This window comes from Synechococcus sp. CC9902 (assembly GCF_000012505.1).
Taxonomy (GTDB): domain Bacteria; phylum Cyanobacteriota; class Cyanobacteriia; order PCC-6307; family Cyanobiaceae; genus Parasynechococcus.
On record NC_007513.1, the window covers coordinates 1,983,053 to 2,001,525 of the forward strand.

At 56.7% G+C, this 18,473-nt stretch carries 20 protein-coding genes and 1 tRNA gene; 8 read left to right on the forward strand and 13 right to left on the reverse strand.

Annotation, left to right across the window (positions count from 1 at the left end; all coding sequences use genetic code 11):
- Window positions 1–16: 16 nt before the first annotated feature.
- Complete coding sequence (locus tag SYNCC9902_RS10515; protein WP_011360821.1) at window positions 17–1,168, forward strand: DUF3084 domain-containing protein; 1,152 nt, start codon at window positions 17–19, stop codon at window positions 1,166–1,168.
- A complete protein-coding gene (locus SYNCC9902_RS10520; RefSeq protein WP_011360822.1) occupies window positions 1,165–1,611 on the forward strand; it encodes a resolvase in 447 nt (148 codons plus the stop codon). The genes SYNCC9902_RS10515 and SYNCC9902_RS10520 overlap by 4 nt, the downstream gene beginning before the upstream one ends.
- Here SYNCC9902_RS10520 and SYNCC9902_RS10525 read toward each other — a convergent pair.
- The 4 genes from SYNCC9902_RS10525 to psbH are packed head-to-tail and all read right to left on the reverse strand — an operon-like array spanning window position 1,589 to window position 2,916.
- Window positions 1,589–1,846: a DUF3146 family protein gene (locus SYNCC9902_RS10525; RefSeq protein ID WP_009788807.1), complete on the reverse strand. Its 258-nt coding sequence runs from the start codon at window positions 1,844–1,846 to the stop codon at window positions 1,589–1,591. The two genes, SYNCC9902_RS10520 and SYNCC9902_RS10525, sit on opposite strands and share 23 nt — an antisense overlap.
- Window positions 1,846–2,463 (reverse strand): aminoacyl-tRNA hydrolase, encoded by a 618-nt coding sequence (pth, locus tag SYNCC9902_RS10530; protein WP_041425205.1) that lies wholly within the window; start codon window positions 2,461–2,463, stop codon window positions 1,846–1,848. Before pth ends, SYNCC9902_RS10525 begins: the two co-directional genes overlap by 1 nt.
- Window positions 2,464–2,472: 9 nt before the next feature.
- Window positions 2,473–2,706 carry a TatA/E family twin arginine-targeting protein translocase gene (locus tag SYNCC9902_RS10535; protein WP_011360824.1) on the reverse strand — a complete coding sequence of 78 codons (234 nt, stop codon included), beginning with the start codon at window positions 2,704–2,706 and terminating at the stop codon, window positions 2,473–2,475.
- Window positions 2,707–2,715: 9 nt separating this feature from the next.
- Entirely contained in the window at window positions 2,716–2,916 is a 201-nt protein-coding gene (gene psbH / locus SYNCC9902_RS10540; RefSeq protein ID WP_006849996.1) for a photosystem II reaction center phosphoprotein PsbH, read from the reverse strand.
- Between the two features lie 86 nt (window positions 2,917–3,002).
- Between psbH and psbN the strand changes: the two genes are divergently transcribed.
- Window positions 3,003–3,143 (forward strand): photosystem II reaction center protein PsbN, encoded by a 141-nt coding sequence (gene psbN / locus SYNCC9902_RS10545; protein ID WP_011360825.1) that lies wholly within the window; start codon window positions 3,003–3,005, stop codon window positions 3,141–3,143.
- On the opposite strand, the gene SYNCC9902_RS10550 is transcribed toward psbN, so the two are convergent.
- On the reverse strand, window positions 3,131–6,070 hold the full coding sequence (locus SYNCC9902_RS10550; RefSeq protein ID WP_011360826.1) for an alpha-mannosidase: 2,940 nt from the start codon (window positions 6,068–6,070) through the stop codon (window positions 3,131–3,133). The two genes, psbN and SYNCC9902_RS10550, sit on opposite strands and share 13 nt — an antisense overlap.
- Window positions 6,071–6,141: 71 nt before the next feature.
- Between SYNCC9902_RS10550 and SYNCC9902_RS12195 the strand changes: the two genes are divergently transcribed.
- Entirely contained in the window at window positions 6,142–6,261 is a 120-nt protein-coding gene (locus SYNCC9902_RS12195) for a photosystem II reaction center protein I (protein ID WP_006042333.1), read from the forward strand.
- Between the two features lie 160 nt (window positions 6,262–6,421).
- A complete protein-coding gene (locus SYNCC9902_RS10560) occupies window positions 6,422–9,301 on the forward strand; it encodes a DUF3769 domain-containing protein (RefSeq protein WP_011360827.1) in 2,880 nt (959 codons plus the stop codon).
- Here the strand turns inward: SYNCC9902_RS10560 and SYNCC9902_RS10565 are convergent, their stop codons facing one another.
- The 7 genes from SYNCC9902_RS10565 to SYNCC9902_RS10595 all read right to left on the reverse strand — a co-directional run bounded on the left by SYNCC9902_RS10565 (window position 9,302) and on the right by SYNCC9902_RS10595 (window position 15,819).
- The gene (locus SYNCC9902_RS10565; RefSeq protein WP_011360828.1) at window positions 9,302–9,772 is read right to left on the reverse strand and encodes a pentapeptide repeat-containing protein; all 471 of its coding nucleotides are present in this window, start codon (window positions 9,770–9,772) and stop codon (window positions 9,302–9,304) included.
- 24 nt (window positions 9,773–9,796) lie between these two features.
- Window positions 9,797–10,411 (reverse strand): 3-isopropylmalate dehydratase small subunit, encoded by a 615-nt coding sequence (locus tag SYNCC9902_RS10570; protein ID WP_011360829.1) that lies wholly within the window; start codon window positions 10,409–10,411, stop codon window positions 9,797–9,799.
- On the reverse strand, window positions 10,411–11,829 hold the full coding sequence (gene leuC, locus SYNCC9902_RS10575) for a 3-isopropylmalate dehydratase large subunit (RefSeq protein WP_011360830.1): 1,419 nt from the start codon (window positions 11,827–11,829) through the stop codon (window positions 10,411–10,413). Before leuC ends, SYNCC9902_RS10570 begins: the two co-directional genes overlap by 1 nt.
- Window positions 11,830–11,855: 26 nt before the next feature.
- Window positions 11,856–13,115, reverse strand: coding sequence for a competence/damage-inducible protein A (locus SYNCC9902_RS10580; protein WP_011360831.1), 1,260 nt, complete (start codon window positions 13,113–13,115; stop codon window positions 11,856–11,858).
- A complete protein-coding gene (locus SYNCC9902_RS10585; RefSeq protein ID WP_041425561.1) occupies window positions 13,108–14,250 on the reverse strand; it encodes a glycosyltransferase family 4 protein in 1,143 nt (380 codons plus the stop codon). Before SYNCC9902_RS10585 ends, SYNCC9902_RS10580 begins: the two co-directional genes overlap by 8 nt.
- Window positions 14,251–14,358: 108 nt before the next feature.
- Window positions 14,359–15,648: a serine hydroxymethyltransferase gene (glyA, locus tag SYNCC9902_RS10590; protein ID WP_011360833.1), complete on the reverse strand. Its 1,290-nt coding sequence runs from the start codon at window positions 15,646–15,648 to the stop codon at window positions 14,359–14,361.
- A gap of 97 nt (window positions 15,649–15,745) precedes the next feature.
- Window positions 15,746–15,819, reverse strand: a tRNA-Arg gene (locus SYNCC9902_RS10595).
- An 88-nt stretch (window positions 15,820–15,907) separates the two neighbouring features.
- On the opposite strand from SYNCC9902_RS10595, the gene SYNCC9902_RS10600 reads away from it, so the two are divergent.
- The 3 genes from SYNCC9902_RS10600 to SYNCC9902_RS10610 all read left to right on the forward strand — a co-directional run bounded on the left by SYNCC9902_RS10600 (window position 15,908) and on the right by SYNCC9902_RS10610 (window position 16,812).
- On the forward strand, window positions 15,908–16,153 hold the full coding sequence (locus SYNCC9902_RS10600) for a hypothetical protein (RefSeq protein ID WP_011360834.1): 246 nt from the start codon (window positions 15,908–15,910) through the stop codon (window positions 16,151–16,153).
- Between the two features lie 30 nt (window positions 16,154–16,183).
- On the forward strand, window positions 16,184–16,471 hold the full coding sequence (locus SYNCC9902_RS10605; RefSeq protein ID WP_011360835.1) for a DUF3181 family protein: 288 nt from the start codon (window positions 16,184–16,186) through the stop codon (window positions 16,469–16,471).
- Window positions 16,472–16,551: 80 nt separating this feature from the next.
- Window positions 16,552–16,812 carry a hypothetical protein gene (locus SYNCC9902_RS10610; RefSeq protein ID WP_011360836.1) on the forward strand — a complete coding sequence of 87 codons (261 nt, stop codon included), beginning with the start codon at window positions 16,552–16,554 and terminating at the stop codon, window positions 16,810–16,812.
- A 42-nt stretch (window positions 16,813–16,854) separates the two neighbouring features.
- On the opposite strand, the gene SYNCC9902_RS10615 is transcribed toward SYNCC9902_RS10610, so the two are convergent.
- Window positions 16,855–18,471 (reverse strand): DUF3352 domain-containing protein, encoded by a 1,617-nt coding sequence (locus tag SYNCC9902_RS10615; protein WP_011360837.1) that lies wholly within the window; start codon window positions 18,469–18,471, stop codon window positions 16,855–16,857.
- Window positions 18,472–18,473: the final 2 nt, after the last annotated feature.

Here is an 18,473-nt window from a genome sequence, read left to right on the forward strand (position 1 = left end):
GCCGAGGGCTAATGCCATGAGTGGCTGGCTGCTGATTCTGTCCCTCCTAATCCTCGGGGGCATTCTGTCCACCCTCGGCGATCGCCTTGGCAGTCGAGTCGGTAAAGCTCGTTTGAGCTTGTTCAACATGCGACCCCGGCGCACTGCTGTGGTGATCACGGTGCTGACGGGCAGCCTGATCAGCGCCCTCTCGCTTGGCCTCATGCTTTTGGTGAGTCGGCAACTGCGGGTTGGGCTATTCGAACTCGATACCCTCCAAGCGCGACTGAAAGACAGCCGTGAGCAACTCGATGCCGCCGAACGCGAGCGCGTCGAAACCCGCAGAGCAACCGTACGGATCGAAGCAGAGCTCAAGGCAGCGGAACAACGGGCCAACACCCTTCGGCAGGAGTTGGCTCCTTTACAGAAGCAACGTCAAACCCTCGAGGCCGACAGAGATCGCCTCAGCCGCGACATCGCTGCTCGAGATCTGGATATCCAAAGAACCGAAGCCGAACTCAACACGGTGCGCAACCGCATCAAGTTGGGGGAACGAGAATTGAAGGATCTGGAACGCAATCTTGTCGCCCTTCGCCGCGGTGCTGTTGTTCTGCGCAGTGGGCAAATACTTGCAACCGCGACCGTGCGGATGGAATCACCCGATCAGGCCAAACAAGTGGTCGATCGCCTGCTGCAAGAAGCCAATTTCAATGCCTACGGCAAAGTCTTGCCAGGCCAAGCCCCTGATCAACAAATCATTCGTGTTCCTCGTAGCGACGTGAACCGCTTACAGGGAATCATCAGCAAGCCAGGAACTTGGGTGATCTCGCTGCGATCCGCCACCAACGTTCTTAGAGGAGAAACGGTGGTTTACGCCTTCCCGGAGGTTCATCCCAACCGTTTAGTCACCAAAAAAGGAGATGTGCTCGCCTCCGTCAGGCTTGACCCCAGCGAACGCAGTAATGCGGCCATTCGCACCCGACTCAATTTGTTGCTGGCCTCGGCCTACGCAGAAGCCAAACGACGAGGCTCGCTTACCGCTGGTTTGCAATTCGATGGCCAAGCCCTAGCGCAACTTGGCCAAACACTGATGGAGCGGTCGGAGCAGGGAATCACCTTGCAAGCCATCTCCACCCGCGACAGCAACAGTGCTGACCCAATCTTCGTCGCCGTGGAGTCCAACCCTTGAGCCGTCTGGTTGCACTGGATCCAGGACGCAGCAAATGCGGATTGGTGTTGATTGACAGCGAACACAATCGTGTGTTGGCCGGCAAGGTGGTGCCACCTGAAGCCGTTATGGCGTGGGTGGATCATTGGCACGAGCAACACAACCTGGATCAAATCATCGTTGGCGACGGCACAAGCAGTGCCCAGTGGGTTCAAGACTTCAACGGATTTGCCAATGTTCAGTCAGTCAATGAGCACGGCACCACCTTGAGGGCTCGCGACCGGTATTGGGCTTTGTGGCCAGCCAAAGGCTGGCAACGTCTTCTCCCAAAAGGGTTAAGGCTGCCCCCCCACGAACTGGATGCAATCGCCGCCCTCGTGATGGCAGAAGACCACCTCAAGCAACGCTGTTCATGGTCTGGGCCACCCCCAAATTTCTCACTTAGAACTTGGCCCGAACCGTAAAGCTGTAATCACCACCGGGCTCGAGGCGGTAATCGGTGCGCACCAAAAAACGAAACAGGGCATCTTGAATCAAGGCTCGTCCGAGCGATGGTTCCACCGTGAGTTCTCCACGATCAAACGCCCAATAGAACTGCCACTGAAAACCACCAGCAGCGACCTCGCCTTCCACACACTGGTCTTGAAAGCACTGACGCAAAACGCGGAGATGGGCTGTTGTGGCAGGGAGGGCCGCCATCAAGTTGCAGAAGGGGATTCATACCGGAACCCATTGATCCAGGTGCCAGCCCGTTCCATGCCCTGCGTTTTCAGGCGATCTAAACCATCCAAAACTGCATCCAACACTGCATCAACACAGGGCTGTTCAGCTCGACTGAAGGGACCAAGCACATGGGACACCGTGCGAGCTCGTCGTTCCGCTGGATTCTCTGCGGGGGCACCGATTCCAATTCGTAATCGAGGGAAGACTTGCGTTCCAAGATGCTGGATCGTGCTGCGGAGACCGTTGTGTCCCCCGGCACTTCCCTGCGCACGCAGCCGTAACCGTCCAAGAGGGAGGTCCATATCGTCGACAAGCAACACGATTTCTTCTGGCTGAAAGCCATACCAATCGAGAGCTGCGCGCACGGAACGTCCACTGTCGTTCATGAACGTTTGAGGCATGAGCAAGCGCAAGCGCTGATCCCCAAAGCCTTTATCAGCCGATAGTCCATGCAACTTGGCCTGTTGCCGAAAACTGAAGCCTTCTCTGCGCGCCAAACGCTCGAGGGCCATGAAACCAATGTTGTGTCGGGTGCCGTCGTACTTCGACCCAGGGTTTCCCAAACCAACCACAAGGCTGAGCTGATGGGGCATCACGACGGATCAAGCTCCCGGAGGTCGCTCATCGTTGGGCTGTTGTTCCGCCGAGGGAAGAGCTTCTGGCTCAGCCATTGCTTTATTAATTTCACGCTCAAATTCCTTGGAAGCAGATTGAAATCCCTTCAAGGTTTTGCCGAGGGTTTTGCCGAGCTCAGGCAGTCGCTTCGGACCAAATACCAATAAGGCCACGGCGCCGATCACCGCCATTTCGGGAAGGCCGACGCCGAACACGTTCATGGTGTCTTGTTAACCCAAGCCGTTCCAATTGACATTGATGCCTTCGAGGATCAATGACTTGTTGTACAGCTGAAGGATCACGAGAAGGAACACAAGGAAGAGCACCATGAAGATGCCCATCACTGGCGTGGTGCCCCAACCGGGAACGACCTTGCCGTACTCGGAGTTCAGAGGGCGGAGGAGGTCTCCCAGACGGGTGCGTTGGGCCATGGCGACGCTTGGGTCTCGGGTTAAAGGAAGTGCGGATACTGTAGGGGCCAGCTCCGGTTAGGGGCTGGTCCTGCCGAAAGATTGTGATGGAAACGTCGTCCCCTGCCCTATCTGTTGCCCTCGGCGTCATGGCCGTTGTGCTTGGACTCACCGGCTTTGGCGTCTACCAAGCCTTCGGTCCACCGTCCAAAGAATTGGATGATCCGTTTGATGATCACGAAGACTGACGCAGCTGCAGCGCCGCCAATTCTCCCGGCGCAAGCACCACTTGCTCAACGAATGGGTCATGCGCCCCACGCCGAACCAGCCAAGGATGTCCCGGCCGCCACAGGCAACGGGCAGGGCCAGCGTTTAAGGCGCGACAGGAAATCCCATCCGTACTCTTCTGAACAGAAATTGGAGTGAGGGTGACGGGCAAGGCCGGAAACCATTCCTTTGCTTTGGCTGGTTGTGGTCCCCACCATCCCGGCTCCCGAAATGCAATGGCAGCCTGAGTGACGCCCGCCGCGTTCCAGGAGCCAGTGATCGGCATCAATGCCATGCGCTGACGATGCCAACCGCGATCAGCGCCGGGATCAGGCCAGGTTGGCCCTCGCAACAACGAAACACCCAGACGATCAGCGTCCCAATCGACCCCTTGCGGTCCATCGAGCAAAACCGCCAGGCCGCCGCCAGGGGCTGCTGCCTGGGACGCCATCCATGAGATCACTGGCAACTCCCAACGGGCACGTTCCCTTGCAGTGATCGGTGATGCCGGGCGCTCAATGACGCCGCCACTGGTATCAGCCGCCACGCGCACAGCCGGCCGAGCCAATGGCATCGTCAGCCGCAACAGTTCATGGCGTTGAGACCAGTGCGTACTACAAATCAATTCCAACCAAGGCCGATTCGCCTGCAAGCGCAAATCCATCCGCAAAGCACTTGAGCCAAACCGTCGTCTGAGCACCGCATGCGCCACCAATGGGCCTTGCTCAATCCAATGGAGCCCATCAGGAACGTCAACGCCTAATGAATGCTCGCTGTAGTCGGCGGCAAGATCCCAGGCATCCCAAAACTCACCCCGATCCTGATAACGCTCCAACCGCAGTGGTGCAGAAAGTTGATCACAACCGTTTGAATCTCGGATTTGAAGGATGCCCTCAGATGAGCAATCCAGCTCAACCAAGCCATTGCCCATCCGCCAGACACCATCACCCAACTCCTGAATCAGCACAGGGCCGATGGTGGATGGTGAATCGACGGGCTGAAGCGGCTGGTGCTCGAGTGACACAGAAGTAATGCCGCGCTGAAGCGGCAATTGCACCCAAGTGCCACCCATCGACGACGTCTGCTGAGGAAGGCGGTGGCCTTCCACACTCCAGCAACCCTTCGGGAGGCGAAGCATGGGCGACCAAGCTGCCAACGGTTGAAGTGAGCACCAAGACCAGTGCTGCCCCGACAAATTCTCGTTGGGGACCTGAAGAAGTTTTGCCAGGCTCAGATCGCGCTGTTGTTTCCCCTTCCGACGGGCGTCGCGCCAAAGTGTCTCGGCGTGATCAAACACTTCTGGAATCGATGTACCAGGGAGGATGTCGTGAAATTGTTGAAACAACAGTGGCCGCCAATCGCTAGAAGGCGACGGTTCGCCGGTGAGGGCTAGCAAGGCAGACGCAGTGTCCGCCTCACGCAACAACCGCTCCAGAGTTTTGTTGTGCCGCTTTTGATCAGGACGACTTGTTGCGCAGCCCCGGTGGAGCTCGAGATAGAGCTCGTCGCGCCAAACCGGCCAATGCTCGACTGACGGTTCAAGATCAGCCAAAAATTGTCTGACCGTTCCACTTCGCATGGACACAGCTGCTGGATTTGAGTTCCAAAGCTGCATTTGTTCCAGCATTTCTTCAGTAGGACCGCCACCGTGGTCTCCCACACCAGGGATCCAGAGAGCTGCGTCCCGGCCGGTTTGATCTCGCCAACTGCGCTGCTCCTCGAGCATGTCCACCGGATCACCTCGTCGACCAATCGGGGGAAGCATCAAGCTGTTCACCTCATAATTCCCACGGCTGCGCCAGCGAAACAACCGATGAGGGAACGGGTTAACGGCATTCCAAGCCAATTTGTGCGTGCAGAACCAACGCACCCCAGTCGCCGCAGACACGGCCGGTACACCTGCTCCAAACCCAAAGCTGTCGGGCAACCAAGCGAGCTGATGGGTCCAAGTCGGGAAGGTTTCGTAGCTGTACTGCTGACCGAGTGAAAATTGCTGCCACAGCGATGCTGTACTCACCAGCACGCAATCGGTCTCGACCCATGGACCGTTAATCGGCTCCCATCGACCTGCCTGGCTCGCGGCCTGGATTTCAGCAAAGAGAGCCGGTCGATGGTGCTGCATCCAGGCATACAAAGCCGGTGTGGAGTGAGCAAAACGAAGTTCAGGCCAACGCTTCATCAAATCGAGCACCGAGCGAAATGTTCGTTCTGCCGCTTGCCACGTATCAGCCACGGGCCAAAGCCAAGCCAAATCGAGATGCGCATGGGAAATCCAAAGGATTTCCCCCTGGGCGGGCTCCGCAGCGTTGAGCTCCTGAACCACTGCCTGTAAAGCCTCTGGGCCTCTGGGCTCCAACCCCTTCCATTGCGCCGGTAAATCTCCCCCTGCAGCCAAGTGCAACATCAGGGCATGGGGAGCCAAGCTGAAATCCGTATCCAGATTTGGCGCATCGGGTTCGAGGTCCAAATCAGTGCTGATCAAGGCCCCGTCGTCATGGAGAGGGCTGCACAGTTCGACCTGAAGATGAAGGGTGCCTCCCAATCGACACGACTCCGGCACACGCCAGCGACAAGCCGTATCGAACAGGTCTCCTTCATGGATCAGGACACCATCCACCCAAAAGCGCATCTGCTCTGCCCACCAACTCATCCCCAAACGGGCATGACTGGCTTGCACTTGATTCCAGGCCCTTGGCCAAGCCAACTGTTGCTCCAAACGCACCCATTGACGGCCGCGAGGCCAAATCAACAAACCCCGAGAAAACCAGTCAGGACGATGGTTTTTACCCCATGGCTCCTCAACAAATGGCCTCGATTCCGCCGCACCTGAACGGCGCCATTCACGGCGCAAATCCCGATGTGCACGACTGCGAAACGTTTCAATCCACTCCGATCGTCCTACCGACATGGGGTACTTCCCGGTTGAGACCCTGTCATTCCCCATAGGATGATCGCTGTGTCAGACGCCGGTCGGTCTCCATGCTCGCCCTCAAGATTTCCGTTTACTCGGTCGTCTTCTTTTTTCTCGGCATCTTCGTCTTTGGCTTCCTGGCTAGTGACCCAAGCCGCACGCCAAGTCGCAAAGACCTCGAGGATTGAAGCGATCCGGATCAGACCGCGCCAAGCACTGGTCTGATCATCAACCCGGCATTGGTCCTGAGCTGTCACACTCACGGGCCAATGCAGAAATTCATTGGCGGCGTCCCGCCTCGCTATTGCCCTAACGGGACTTCTGGTATCAGGGGTGTTTTCGGCAGACTTGTCGAACCCCGCGACAGCAGAAGACAATGGTGTGAGAACGCCTGCCACCGAGGCGGGCTCCTCTGCTGATGGTGGGGCTTCTGCCAACGTTGAAGCCTCCACTAAAACGGTCCTTGTTCCTGAGCAGCTCGAGCTCAAGGCCGACCGTCAGTTTTATGACAGCAAGCGCAAGATCACTATTGCTGAGGGCAATGTGACAGCTCGGCTGGGTGAGGCCCAACTCCAAGCCGATCGAATCGAATTCGACACTGCCTTTCGCACTCTTTTTGCACGCGGTTCCGTTCGACTGCGCCGCGGAAACCAGTTTTTTCAAGCCTCTGTCCTGCGTTACAACCTCGTTCAAAATGAGGGTGAGCTCGATGATGTCTATGGCGTAATCGACCTCGAGGACACCCCCGCAGCACTGCCAAAACCAGCAAACAAGCCAACGGTCGGTCGATCCTCAACGGAATACAACAGCCAATCAGCAGAAGAAAAACCCCAAAGCAACTCTGAAACGGACAGCAGCATGGCCTGCACTCCGTTCTTACCTCCGGTACCCGATTGGCATCCGCAACCCTGGGCCGTCACTGCCTGGGGTGGCCAGATGATCGATGCTGCTTTTGGCGACACATTTCTGTTCAACGGCAGGATGCGCCCGGAAGCCGTGATGGGCGTTGGGTTGCAAAAACGGATTGCGCGAGCTGGCCCCATTGCCTTGGAACTTGAAGCTGATTTGTTCAGTCATGTGGCCAAACAACAGCAAGGCGGCGAATACAACCAAGACACTCCCTACGCCGACTTACCCGCCCAAAGCTTTGGAGAAGGCGTGCTTGGCATCGGTGCCCGTCTTTGGGTTCAGCCGTGGCTGAGCTTCAGCCTGATGGAAGGCGTCAGCTACAACACCGATCAAAGCCTTTACGAAAAAACCTTCCGCAAGAACTACTCACAGCTTCTGAATTACCTGGGTTTTGAACTCGAAGCGGCCGTGTCTAAAGACCTTTCACTGGTCGGACGGATTCATCACCGATCAGGTGCTTTTGGCACCTACAACGGCGTCACGGAAGGAAGCAATGCCTATCTACTTGGCTTGCGCTACCGCTGGGGCCGCGATCTTCCCAACTTCGACGTGGCTGTCATGCCACCCCCAGACGGTTGTCCAGATCCCGATCGGGATCAGCGCATCAATCCCAGTTCGTTGTCGGAGCGCCTGGAGTCGATTGCTCTTGGAGACGGCGGAGAACCGCAACAACATGTGCCACTGGCAAAAAGCACAAAGCCAGCCGAGATAGCTCCGGCCGAACAGCAGGCCATGCGAACAGCAGCAATTCAAACCATTGATCAGCGTGTCTCCGACATTGACCTGACCGGTAGTTTTTCAATCGAACGCCGCAGCGGCGTGCCAATCCGTCGCCTGAACTCATCCGTTCAAGATGAAAATCGCTTCGGCGTGGTGAAAGTGCCGCAGCTGAAACGTTTAGGCAGCACCAAGCTGCTGAATGGAACCATCAGTCGCTGGCGAATCCAGGCCAATCGCATCCGCATTACCGCCAAAGGCTGGCAATCGGATCGAATGGGATTTAGCAACGACCCCTTCACACCATCACAGTCTCGGATCGATGCTGAGGGTGTGATTGCCAGGGAACAACCAAATGGCGACCTACTGATCTCAGCGCGTCGAAATCGGTTGATCATTGATGAACGGCTGCCCATTCCAGTCACCCGGCGCCAACTGATCGCAAAAGAAGAAGAGATCGAGAACCGCTGGGTTCTCGGCATTGATAACGAGGATCGCGGTGGCCTCTTCGTTGGACGAACCATTCCACCAATCACGATTGGCAACAGCACGGAGTTGGCACTCGAACCCCAGGTGCTTCTTCAACGTGCCTTCAGTGATGGCGGCGAAAATTTGGGGGACATTTTTGGACTTGAAGCCAAATTGACGAGTCGAGTGGGTGGCTATCGCCTCAACTCAGAAGCCGATATCAGCTCATTTGATGGCGACTCATTCTTAGATAACAGCCGTTACTGGGTGGACTTAGGTCGCAACGTTGATCTGGGTTTTCTTGGAGAGGTCCAAACAAAATTGTTCGGTGCCTACCGCTATCGCACTTGGAACGGTTCCCTTGGTGAAACCGACATCCAAGCCGCCTACGGCATGTATGGAGAAAAGAGTGGTGAATGGTCGCAAGGTGATATCAAGCATCGCTATTTGGTTCGAGGAGCAGTTGGTGATTACTACGCAGATCGATTCAAGAAAAAACGGATGCTGCGCACTGGTCGTGGAAGTTTGTTCGCATCACTCACCAGCAATTTCCCCCTTTGGAAAGGGAACAGAGCCGAACTAACACCCACACAGGCCTATCGCTATTCACCCGTTGCCATCGTTCCTGGGGTCAGCCTGGCCACCAACATCAACAGCACAGTGGCGATGTACGGCCAAGGGTCTCAGCAATCAAGCCTCAGCTTTAGTGGAGGTCCTACAGTCACTTTGGGCACATTCAGCAAGCCATTCCTGGATTTCACCCAGATCTCTGTGATCGGTGGGGGCACTCTTCAAAGCGGAGAAAGCCCGTTCGAGTTCGACAGAATTGTTGACTTTGGAACCCTTGGAGTAGGTATTACGCAGCAAATCGTTGGGCCTTTGATGTTCAGCACAGGAGTGAATCTGAATGTTGATCCTGGCTCGGCCTATTACGGAGAGGTGATCGACTCCAATTTTGAGCTGCGCTGGCAGCGCCGCAGCTACGACATTGGCTTGTATTTCAATCCCTACGAAGGAATTGGAGGCGTACGATTCCGATTAAATGATTTCAAATTCAAAGGAACAGGTGTTCCCTTCGTGCCATACGCCCCAACAGACTGGCTCAATCACAACAGCAAAAATCAACCCTTTTAATTAATCACCACCACCAATAATTAGATGACTTCCTGTTAAGTTAGCCCCTGCAAAACGAACTCCTTCAACCATCACATCAGGCGCGAAGGCATTAATCACAACAGCATTGCGAAGGTCTGCTCGCCGAAGGTCAACACCTGAGAGTTCGGCATTCGTGAGGTTGGCCCCGCGTAAATCAGCGCCCGACAGCCGAGCCCCGCTGAGATCCGCTCCCTCCAGATTGGCGCCACGCAAGTCAGCACCCCGCAGATCTGCCTCCCGCAGATCAGCACCAATGAGATGGGCATCCTGCAGGTTTTGGGATCGGAGATCACAGCGCGGACAATTGCGGTCAAACGCTTCGTAGGACTGAACCTGGAGCTGCAATGGGGATGAAATAGCAGGGGTGGCCGCAACCAGAGCGACCACAAACAGCCGAACACTCCACAGAACACCGTCCATAGCCACTACCAGATCTCTTGTCTCATTCATAGACGAAAGAGACCAGGGCTGCCATTAGCGTCTGCTGAACTGATTGAGGTATGGAATCTCATCCATCAAGGCCTTCACCTTGGGGCTGTTGTCGAGCAACTGCGATGTGGCATCCCAGCGCCCACTCAGCAGCATGTCTCTCGGGCCTGGATCAATGCTCACATCCCAGCGATCTTGATCCGAAGCAAGCGCCATCTCATCAAGATCAAGCGTCCAATGACGCGTTGCATCTTCCTCTACGGAAGCCTGAATCGCCAAAATTTGATCGGGCGATGCAGATGCACAGGGAATACCCAAGGCAAGACAATTGCCGAAGAAGATCTCCGCAAAACTGACACCAACAACGGCACGAATGCCCCATCGCATCAACGCCTGAGGCGCATGTTCCCGACTGGATCCGCAGCCAAAATTACCATTCACTATCAAGATTGAAGCGCCTTCAAAACGCCCTTGATCAAAGGGATGTTCGCCAGCCAACTCAAGACGATCATCAGCAAAAACCTGATCGCCGAGGGCATCAAAACTGACACATTTCAGAAACCGAGCCGGAATGATCCGATCGGTATCAATATCCTCACCTTGGATGATGAGAGCCGTTCCAGAAACATTCTGAACAGCACCATTCGGGAACGTAGACATCAAGACGCCGAGTGAAGAGCAAGGGTGCGGACATCAGTCACCCGACCATGGACAGCCGCTGCGACGACCATCGCCGGACTCATCAACAGGGTTCTGCCACTTGCTGATCCCTGCCTGCCCTTGAAATTGCGATTGCTAGAGCTGGCACTGATCTGCCGCCCCTCCAACCGATCTGGATTCATGGCCAAACACATGGAGCAGCCTGGTTCCCGCCATTCGAAACCAGCCTCGGAAAACACCTGATCCAAGCCTTCAGCTTCAGCCGCACGGGCCACCTGTTCGGAACCCGGCACGACGAAAGCCTTGACTCCTTTGGCTACCTGACGACCACGGGCGACGGCTGCAGCGGCACGCAGGTCACTTAAACGACCATTGGTGCAACTACCGATGAAACACACGTCAATGGGGACACCAGCGATGGGGGTACCGGGATCGAGATCCATGTACCGATAAGCCTCCTTCGCAATCGGACGCTCACCGGGATCAAGCATCGACAGGCTTGGGACGCACTCATCAATCCCCAATCCCTGACCCGGCGTAATGCCCCAAGTCACCGTTGGTGCAATCACCGTTGCATCGAAGACAACCTCGTCGTCCACCTCAGCAGCGGCATCCGTCGCAAGAGACAGCCACCAATCGACCGCAGCATCCCAGGCCGCGCCGCTTGGAGCATGGGGCCGCCCCTTGAGGTAATCAAAGGTGGTTTGATCTGGATTCACATACCCACAACGCGCTCCGCCTTCGATGGCCATGTTGCAGAGCGTCATTCTCTCTTCCATCGACAACGCTTCGATTGCCGAACCCGCGAACTCATAGGCGTAACCAACCCCCCCTTTAACGCCCAGCGTGCGGATCACATGAAGAACCAGATCTTTCGCCGAAACCCCAGCAGAAAGCTGTCCATTCACCAAAATTCGTCGAACCTTGAGTTTGTTCATGGCCAAGCTCTGGCTGGCTAGAACGTCTCTCACCTGACTCGTACCGATCCCGAAGGCGATCGCTCCAAAGGCCCCATGGGTGGACGTATGGGAATCACCACAGGCCACAGTCATTCCGGGCTGGGACAAGCCGAGCTCAGGCGCAATCACGTGAACAATGCCCTGTCGGCCACTGCCGATGCCATTCAAAACGATCCCGCTCTCGGCGCAGTTGCGTTCCAAGGTGCTGAGCATTTCCTCCGCCAAAGGATCGGCAAACGGACGCGCTTGAGAGGTAGTGGGAACAATGTGGTCCACCGTTGCCACAGTTCTTTCAGGGCAAGCAACTTTGAGCCCCTTGTCGCGCAGGCCAGAAAACGCCTGGGGACTGGTCACTTCGTGAATCAGATGGAGACCCACGAACAGTTGTGTAGACCCCCCGGGCAAATCTGCCACCCGATGAAGGTCCCACACCTTGTCGTAGAGGGTGCCGGAACTCAACAGTGCTGCTGCAATGACTGACGACCTTACGACTGGGCCAGAAGACGCAACCGCAGACGATCAAGAGCACGAATCACGCTGAGCTGTTGCACAGCCGATCGACCTCGACGGGCGCCAAATCGCTGCACCCACAGATCACAACCCTCTCGCCCGGCCAACGCCAAACAAACCATGCCAACAGGCTTCTCAATGGTTCCTCCCCCGGGGCCCGCCACACCACTAATCGCGATGCCCCAGTCGCAATGAAACCGAGAGCGCAGCCCCTCTGCCATCGCCTTCACCACAGGCTCTGACACAGCACCATGCTCATCAAGCAGGGCCGCTGGAACTCCCAAAAGCTGTTGTTTCACCGCATTGCTGTAAGCAATCACGCCACCAGAAAAGACGGCCGATGAACCTGGTACCGCCGTAAGGGCAGCACCGAGGGCACCCCCAGTACAGGATTCGGCAACAGCCAGGGTTTGCCCAGCCTCTCCGAGCAAACGCAACACCACCGCCGCCAAGGTGTCGTCATCACGGCCGTAACAGAACCGTCCTGTGCGCTGGAGCAACTGCTCCTCCATGGGATGCAGCACAGCCTCCGCTTGGCCGGGCGACGATCCTGAAGCAGTCAACCGCAACGTCACATCCCCCAGCGCGGCATAGGGAGCCACGGTGGGATTTGCAGAGTCCAAGAGATCCCCCACCTGCTCTGCCAAATCAGACTCTCCAATTCCGGTGAAATGAAGCCTTCGACTCACAAACGCAGAGGGAGCGCCAGCGTTCTGACGTAGCCAAGGTTCCGCTGTCTCCACCCACATGCTCCGCATCTCAGAGGGAACTCCCGGGAACGTGAGGATTGTGAAGTCGGGACAAGGGGACCAAATCATCCCGGGAGCAGACCCCAGAGAGTTGGGCAAAACGTCTGCACCAATCGGCAAGAAAGCCTGTGATCGATTACTGGCAGCCACGGCGCGTCCACCCGCTGACAACTTGGCCTGAATCTCTTCCCAGAGCTCTGGACGCTCTTCAAGGGGGGTGTCAAACGCCGCGGCCAAGGCAGCGGTAGTGAGGTCATCGGGAGTCGGCCCTAACCCTCCGGTTGTGATCAAAATTCGACACCGCCCAGCCGCCTCACGCACAGCGCCCATCAGCCGTTCGGTGTTGTCGCCCACAACGGTCTGGCGAAAATGCGGGAGGCCTAAATCCGCCAGTCTCTGGGCAAGCCAACGGGCATTGCCATTGAGGATGTCGCCCAACAGCAGCTCCGTGCCCACACACAGAATTTCAACTCCGGTCTTAGCCATGGCGATCTCCGGGCTGTGTTGATCCCCCAGAACAATCCTGGGGAGTTCTCTCTCGCAAAGCCTTTTCAGCCTGAAGTTGACGACGACTCACGACCACCGTGGCCACAAGAATTGCCGTCGCAAGAGCCAACCAGAGAAAACGCATTTCTGCATTCGCCACCACCAATGCGATGGATGCCAACCACTGCGTAAACACGTAAATCAGCAGAACAGTGCGTCGGTGACTGAATCCTGCCCGTAGCAAGCGGTGATGAAGATGACGGCGATCTGGATAAAACGGGGATCGGCCTTCCCGCAACCGCCCCATGATCACTGCCGACATGTCGGCTAGCGGCAAGGACAGAATCAGCAATGGCAACAACAAACTCACCGTGGTGAGGCCCTTCGCTGGGCCCACAATGCTGATGGAAGCGAGGGTGAAACCAAGAAAATAAGAGCCACCATCCCCCATAAAAATCCTGGCCGGATTGGAGTTGTGCCGCAAAAAGCCCAACGAGCATCCAGCCAATGCCGCCGCCAAGAAACCTGCTGCAACTTGATGCAAAGAAAAGCTGACAGACACCAAGCCGATGGCCGCAATTCCAGCAACGCCTGCGGCAAGCCCATCCAAACCATCAAGCCAATTAATGGCATTTGTGATGCCCACCAACCAAATCACCGTGGCCAACAAACTGAGGCCATCGGATAGATGAATCACTGATCCCGTGGAGCTAAGCCAGGGCAAGTCAATGGCGCCTATGCGAACTCCCTGGCTCCAGATCGCAGAGGCCACAAGGATTTGACCCGCCAAACGGGGCCATGGTGAGAGGGCATATAAATCGTCGGCCAAACCGATCAGGAAGAAACAGAGTGAGCCAGCGAGGGTGCTCCAAATCAGCTGATCACGTTCGGGAGCCACAAGGCCAAAGCCTCCCAAGAGCCAAATGGCCGACAACGACAAAACAAAACCGCTGACCATCGCGATCCCACCAACACGCACGATGGGCGTGCTGTGTTGCTTCCGAGCATCGGGCTGGTCGGTGAAGCCGAAGCGAAGACCGAGACGTCTTACGAGAGGAACCAACCCGATGGTGAATCCAGCTGCCACCAGAAAACTCACCGTGGCAACCACAATCGGGCTGGCTGGAAAGTTCACTGAAGCTTCTGAGATGAAACGGCTCTCCGGATCCAACGAATTGCCCGAATCTTAGGGAGCTTCAACAGTGCACACCATCACGATTGGATGACGTCACACCAACCCACGTCATACGAGCGCGGGCTCTTTGCTGTCGGCGTAAAGAGGGAAGCGGGAGCAAAGGATCGACACGCGCTCAAGACAGCGCTGACGAATCGCATCGTCCTCAGGATGGTGCAAGCGGTCGGCAATCACATCCGCCACCTCCCTGAATGCATCGACATCAAAGCCGCGTGTGGTGAGTGCAGCGGTGCCTAGGCGGAGTCCACTCGTGACGAAAGGGGACTCTGGGTCAAAGGGCACGGTGTTCTTATTGGCCGTGATGTGCACATCACTCACGAGCAGGTCGGCCACCTTGCCGGTCATGCCGATCGAGCGTAAATCGAGCAACACAACGTGGTTATCGGTTCCGCCACTCACCACGTTGATCCCCCGGGAGATCAACTGCTCTGCTAAGGCTCCGGCGTTGGCCACCACCTGCTGGCTATAGGTTTTGAACGACGGTTGAAGCGCCTCACCAAAGGCAACAGCTTTGGCCGCGATCACGTGCTCCAACGGTCCCCCCTGCGTGCCTGGGAAGACGGCTTTGTCGAACTTCTTGGCGAACTCCGCATCCCGACACAGAATCAAACCACCCCTGGGCCCGCGCAAGGTTTTATGGGTCGTGGTGGTCACGACATCGCAGTGAGGAACTGGGCTGGGGTGGACACCAGCTGCGACGAGTCCCGCGATGTGGGCCATATCAGCCAACAAAAAGGCTCCAACCTCATCGGCGATGGAGCGAAAAGCCGCGAAATCGATCGTGCGTGGATAAGCCGAGTAGCCGCACACGATCAGTTTTGGTTTGTGCTCGAGAGCAAGCTTCCGAATCGCCTCCATATCGAGACGCTGGGTTGTGGGATCAACGCCGTACTGAACAACGTTGAACCATTTGCCGCTCACGTTGACGGGCGACCCATGGGTGAGGTGACCGCCATGGGAAAGATCAAGCCCCATGATCGTGTCGCCGGGCTTCAACAACGCCAGAAACACTGCGAAGTTGGCCTGCGCACCACTGTGCGGCTGGACATTGGCCCATGCAGCATCGAACAACTGCTTGGCGCGTTCAATCGCCAAGGTTTCGATGGCATCAACGTGCTCACAACCGCCGTAATAACGCTTGGCGGGTAGGCCCTCGGCATATTTGTTGGTGAGCACAGAACCCTGCGCTTGCATCACGGCCTGCGACGCAAAATTCTCGCTGGCGATGAGCTCAAGGTGTGTTTCCTGACGATGACGCTCCTGATCAATCAGACGGGAAATTTCGGGGTCAGCCGAAGCCAGACCTGCATTAATGGCCCGTTCGGAGACCTGGCTCATGGGGAAAGGACATAACCGGTGAACTAATCGTAAGAAACGGTTCTTGGAACGGGATGGGCCAAAACAAAAAAAAACTGCCTAATTGGCAGTTTTCAAGCGCGCCTGGAGAGATTCGAACTCCCGACCCTCTGATCCGTAGTCAGATGCTCTAATCCGCTGAGCTACAAGCGCTTGCGTGAATCCATGAGACTCCATCAAGGTACCGATCGTCAACTGGGGCGACGCCGAGCCAGGATCACAGCACGACCCTTTTAATGCGATGCCGATCCGCTGGTATGGCCCTGCCAACCCTGAAGACCCGACTTATCGGCACTTTGAACGCATCGTCAACTTTTGTTTGCACGCTGGCGCATTTGCTGCAATCAATAGCGGTGCTTGGTTTTTCCAAGAAATGAAACACCCGTTTCCTGAACCCTCTCTCAGTTGGATTACAGGGGTATGGGCTGGCGCTCTCGCCATTCAATTGGTGAGTGTGATTGCCAGGCGCCCAAGGGAGTCCGATTAGAGCCACCATGAGACAGCTCTGATCTGCGACATGTCTCTACCCGCATCTGACCTAAAAGATTTGCAAGCAGCTGTTGCTGATCGGCTGTACCTGCAGATCAACGGCTGGCACCTCTACCTCGGTGATGCCGGTCTTGCTGAGTCCCTTGCCATTGAATGCAGCGCCCTCATCAACCAAGGGGCCACTGTCGCAGCACGACAAGCGATCGAAGCGGTAAAGGTTCCTGTGGCTGGCGGCGCTAGTCAGCTAACGCTGGCACGGCTAATGCCTCCGTCCCAACTCAGAGACCTTGAGGAGATCCTGGAGCCGTACTGCTAACCGACAAAGCAGTTCGGATGGATGGCTTCATGCCTGTGGAAGGGAGATCCCATAAAGTCGCATGACGACAAGGGTCCTCCGTGCTGCTAATCGAGGTCACCAACGCACGCGAAGTTGTGCAGCAACGCATTGGGAAACTCGGCGCGCGACTGATTGGGAAAGTGGTCGATCCTGAAAAGCAAGTGGAAGAGGCTTTGATGCAGGAGATGGAAACAGCATTCAAGGAATTCGGAATCGAAGCCAAGATCTCCTCAGTCGCCAATGCGCAAACCATCGGCACAGGTCTGCTGGAACTTCCGATTCAAGTGAGAGGAACCAAAGAGGTGCATCGCGACGATTAAGCGAACCGAGGCTGCAAAAGCACTCGTTCAACCAGTGCCAGTTCAGCCAAGGTCAAGCCGCGCATGCAGGGGCAGCTTGGTGCCCACATCATCCTGTTGATCAACATCCGCCACAAGGCTGAGACCTTGGACTTGTCCTTTCAAGGATTGACCCGCAAGGGCCTGAATGAAGGCCCAGGGCTGCCATGCAGCAAGCAGAGTTTGGGTGGGTTCAGCTCCCAATAGAAGCGCATGGGACGGACGACCGTCGCTGCTGATGGCCTGCCACTGCCTGAGCCTCGGCTGCAACCCGCGCGAGTCCTGACGATGCTTCAAGCCAGTGAGGGTCTCGCCCCACCAATCCACTGATGCGGAACGAGCTTGGGCTACAGCCAACTGCGCCTCAAGGCCAGCCGTGCGACCACGCTGACGCACGAGGCGCGTCCAAACCGCAAGCTTTTCTCCATCACCATCCAACTCTGATCGCGATAGTCCTTGCTCTTGCAGCTGAGCATCCACAACAGCCTGCTGCGGCTGGTCACGGGATGTTGTTAGGAGCCAACCATCGGACTGATGTTGCCAAAGCAATGGCCCCTCATCGAGCTCCACAACGGTTGCGGCAGCCGCTTGCTCCTTTAGGTGGGATCGCAGCAGCGGTCCCAGCCACTGCGCCAAAGGGTGCTGGTCATCGGCATCCAGCAACCGAGATGGGTTCTGGAACTGAGCTAGCCAGAGAGCCCGACCACCGGCCGTGTCCGACAAATCTTTGAGGGGTTGCCATGGCTGTGGCGACAGTTTGTTGCGGAATGCAAGAACAGCATCCGCAGCCAACGTGGCTCCGTCCGGACGCAGTGAAGCCACCAACCCCGCCAGGTCGGAACGCTCGGTGAGTACCGCAGGGAGCTGCAACCATCGCTGCATGGCAGCAGGAGAAGCCGTTAAAACCGCAACTCCATCACCCAGATCAGCCACGGTCTGCTGCAGCCGTTGATCCCCCAACTGATGTTGATCCTTGAGCTGGGAAACATCGAGAGATTGCTCGAGCACGCCGCGGCCCGAGGCCAGCAACAGGAGATCGTCATCGATCAGTGCGGTCGCTAGAGGCTGGGGATCGCGACCGATCAAGGCACCACGACCACTGATCACGCCGATGCCGCGATAGCTGCTGATCTGCAAATCGGTGCCAGCCAAACTTCGGGTTTGCCAGAAGCGCTGCAAAAAGCGGCGGGCTCCGTCGTTATCACGACTGGTGAGGGCGAGAACCCACCCAGGATCTGAAGCACCATCAAGCAGGGTCAGGCTGATTTCCGAGCCAATCCAAGGTGCGAGTTCTGCATCAAACTCAAGGCCAGCCAAGGCAAACGCACCATTGCGCCAGGCACGGGCTCCATCTCGGGCCGCACGTCGTTCAGAAGCAGGAGCCACAGCTTGGGCATAGGCGGGCAAACGCGAAGGATCTGCCAGCCAATGCAACGCCAAAGCAGCATCACGGGGCACAAAGCGGGCTGATCGCGGCAATTGCAACGGCTGCTCCGCCAGATGAAGCGGGCTACGCCGATCCATGGTCCAAATAAGACCCGTAGCTAGCAGCACTAGCGACAACAGGGCGGCACCAACCGCGGTAAGAAAGGAGCGGGCCTTCATGGGCCTGCGATCGCGAATCAACTCATCTTTGTCCATCA

Bases quoted from the DNA above. Each gene is read 5' to 3' on its own strand.
- psbH (WP_006849996.1), bottom strand. From the start codon at position 2,916: ATGGCCCAACGCACCCGTCTGGGAGACCTCCTCCGCCCTCTGAACTCC.
- SYNCC9902_RS10565 (WP_011360828.1), bottom strand. From the start codon at position 9,772: ATGAATGAGACAAGAGATCTGGTAGTGGCTATGGACGGTGTTCTGTGG.
- SYNCC9902_RS10515 (WP_011360821.1), top strand. From the start codon at position 17: ATGAGTGGCTGGCTGCTGATTCTGTCCCTCCTAATCCTCGGGGGCATT.
- glyA (WP_011360833.1), bottom strand. From the start codon at position 15,648: ATGAGCCAGGTCTCCGAACGGGCCATTAATGCAGGTCTGGCTTCGGCT.
- SYNCC9902_RS10580 (WP_011360831.1), bottom strand. From the start codon at position 13,115: ATGGCTAAGACCGGAGTTGAAATTCTGTGTGTGGGCACGGAGCTGCTG.
- SYNCC9902_RS10605 (WP_011360835.1), top strand. From the start codon at position 16,184: ATGTCTCTACCCGCATCTGACCTAAAAGATTTGCAAGCAGCTGTTGCT.
- SYNCC9902_RS12195 (WP_006042333.1), top strand. From the start codon at position 6,142: ATGCTCGCCCTCAAGATTTCCGTTTACTCGGTCGTCTTCTTTTTTCTC.
- pth (WP_041425205.1), bottom strand. From the start codon at position 2,463: ATGCCCCATCAGCTCAGCCTTGTGGTTGGTTTGGGAAACCCTGGGTCG.
- SYNCC9902_RS10600 (WP_011360834.1), top strand. From the start codon at position 15,908: ATGCCGATCCGCTGGTATGGCCCTGCCAACCCTGAAGACCCGACTTAT.
- SYNCC9902_RS10535 (WP_011360824.1), bottom strand. From the start codon at position 2,706: ATGAACGTGTTCGGCGTCGGCCTTCCCGAAATGGCGGTGATCGGCGCC.
- SYNCC9902_RS10615 (WP_011360837.1), bottom strand. From the start codon at position 18,471: ATGGACAAAGATGAGTTGATTCGCGATCGCAGGCCCATGAAGGCCCGC.
- SYNCC9902_RS10570 (WP_011360829.1), bottom strand. From the start codon at position 10,411: ATGTCTACGTTCCCGAATGGTGCTGTTCAGAATGTTTCTGGAACGGCT.
- psbN (WP_011360825.1), top strand. From the start codon at position 3,003: ATGGAAACGTCGTCCCCTGCCCTATCTGTTGCCCTCGGCGTCATGGCC.
- SYNCC9902_RS10525 (WP_009788807.1), bottom strand. From the start codon at position 1,846: ATGGCGGCCCTCCCTGCCACAACAGCCCATCTCCGCGTTTTGCGTCAG.
- SYNCC9902_RS10550 (WP_011360826.1), bottom strand. From the start codon at position 6,070: ATGTCGGTAGGACGATCGGAGTGGATTGAAACGTTTCGCAGTCGTGCA.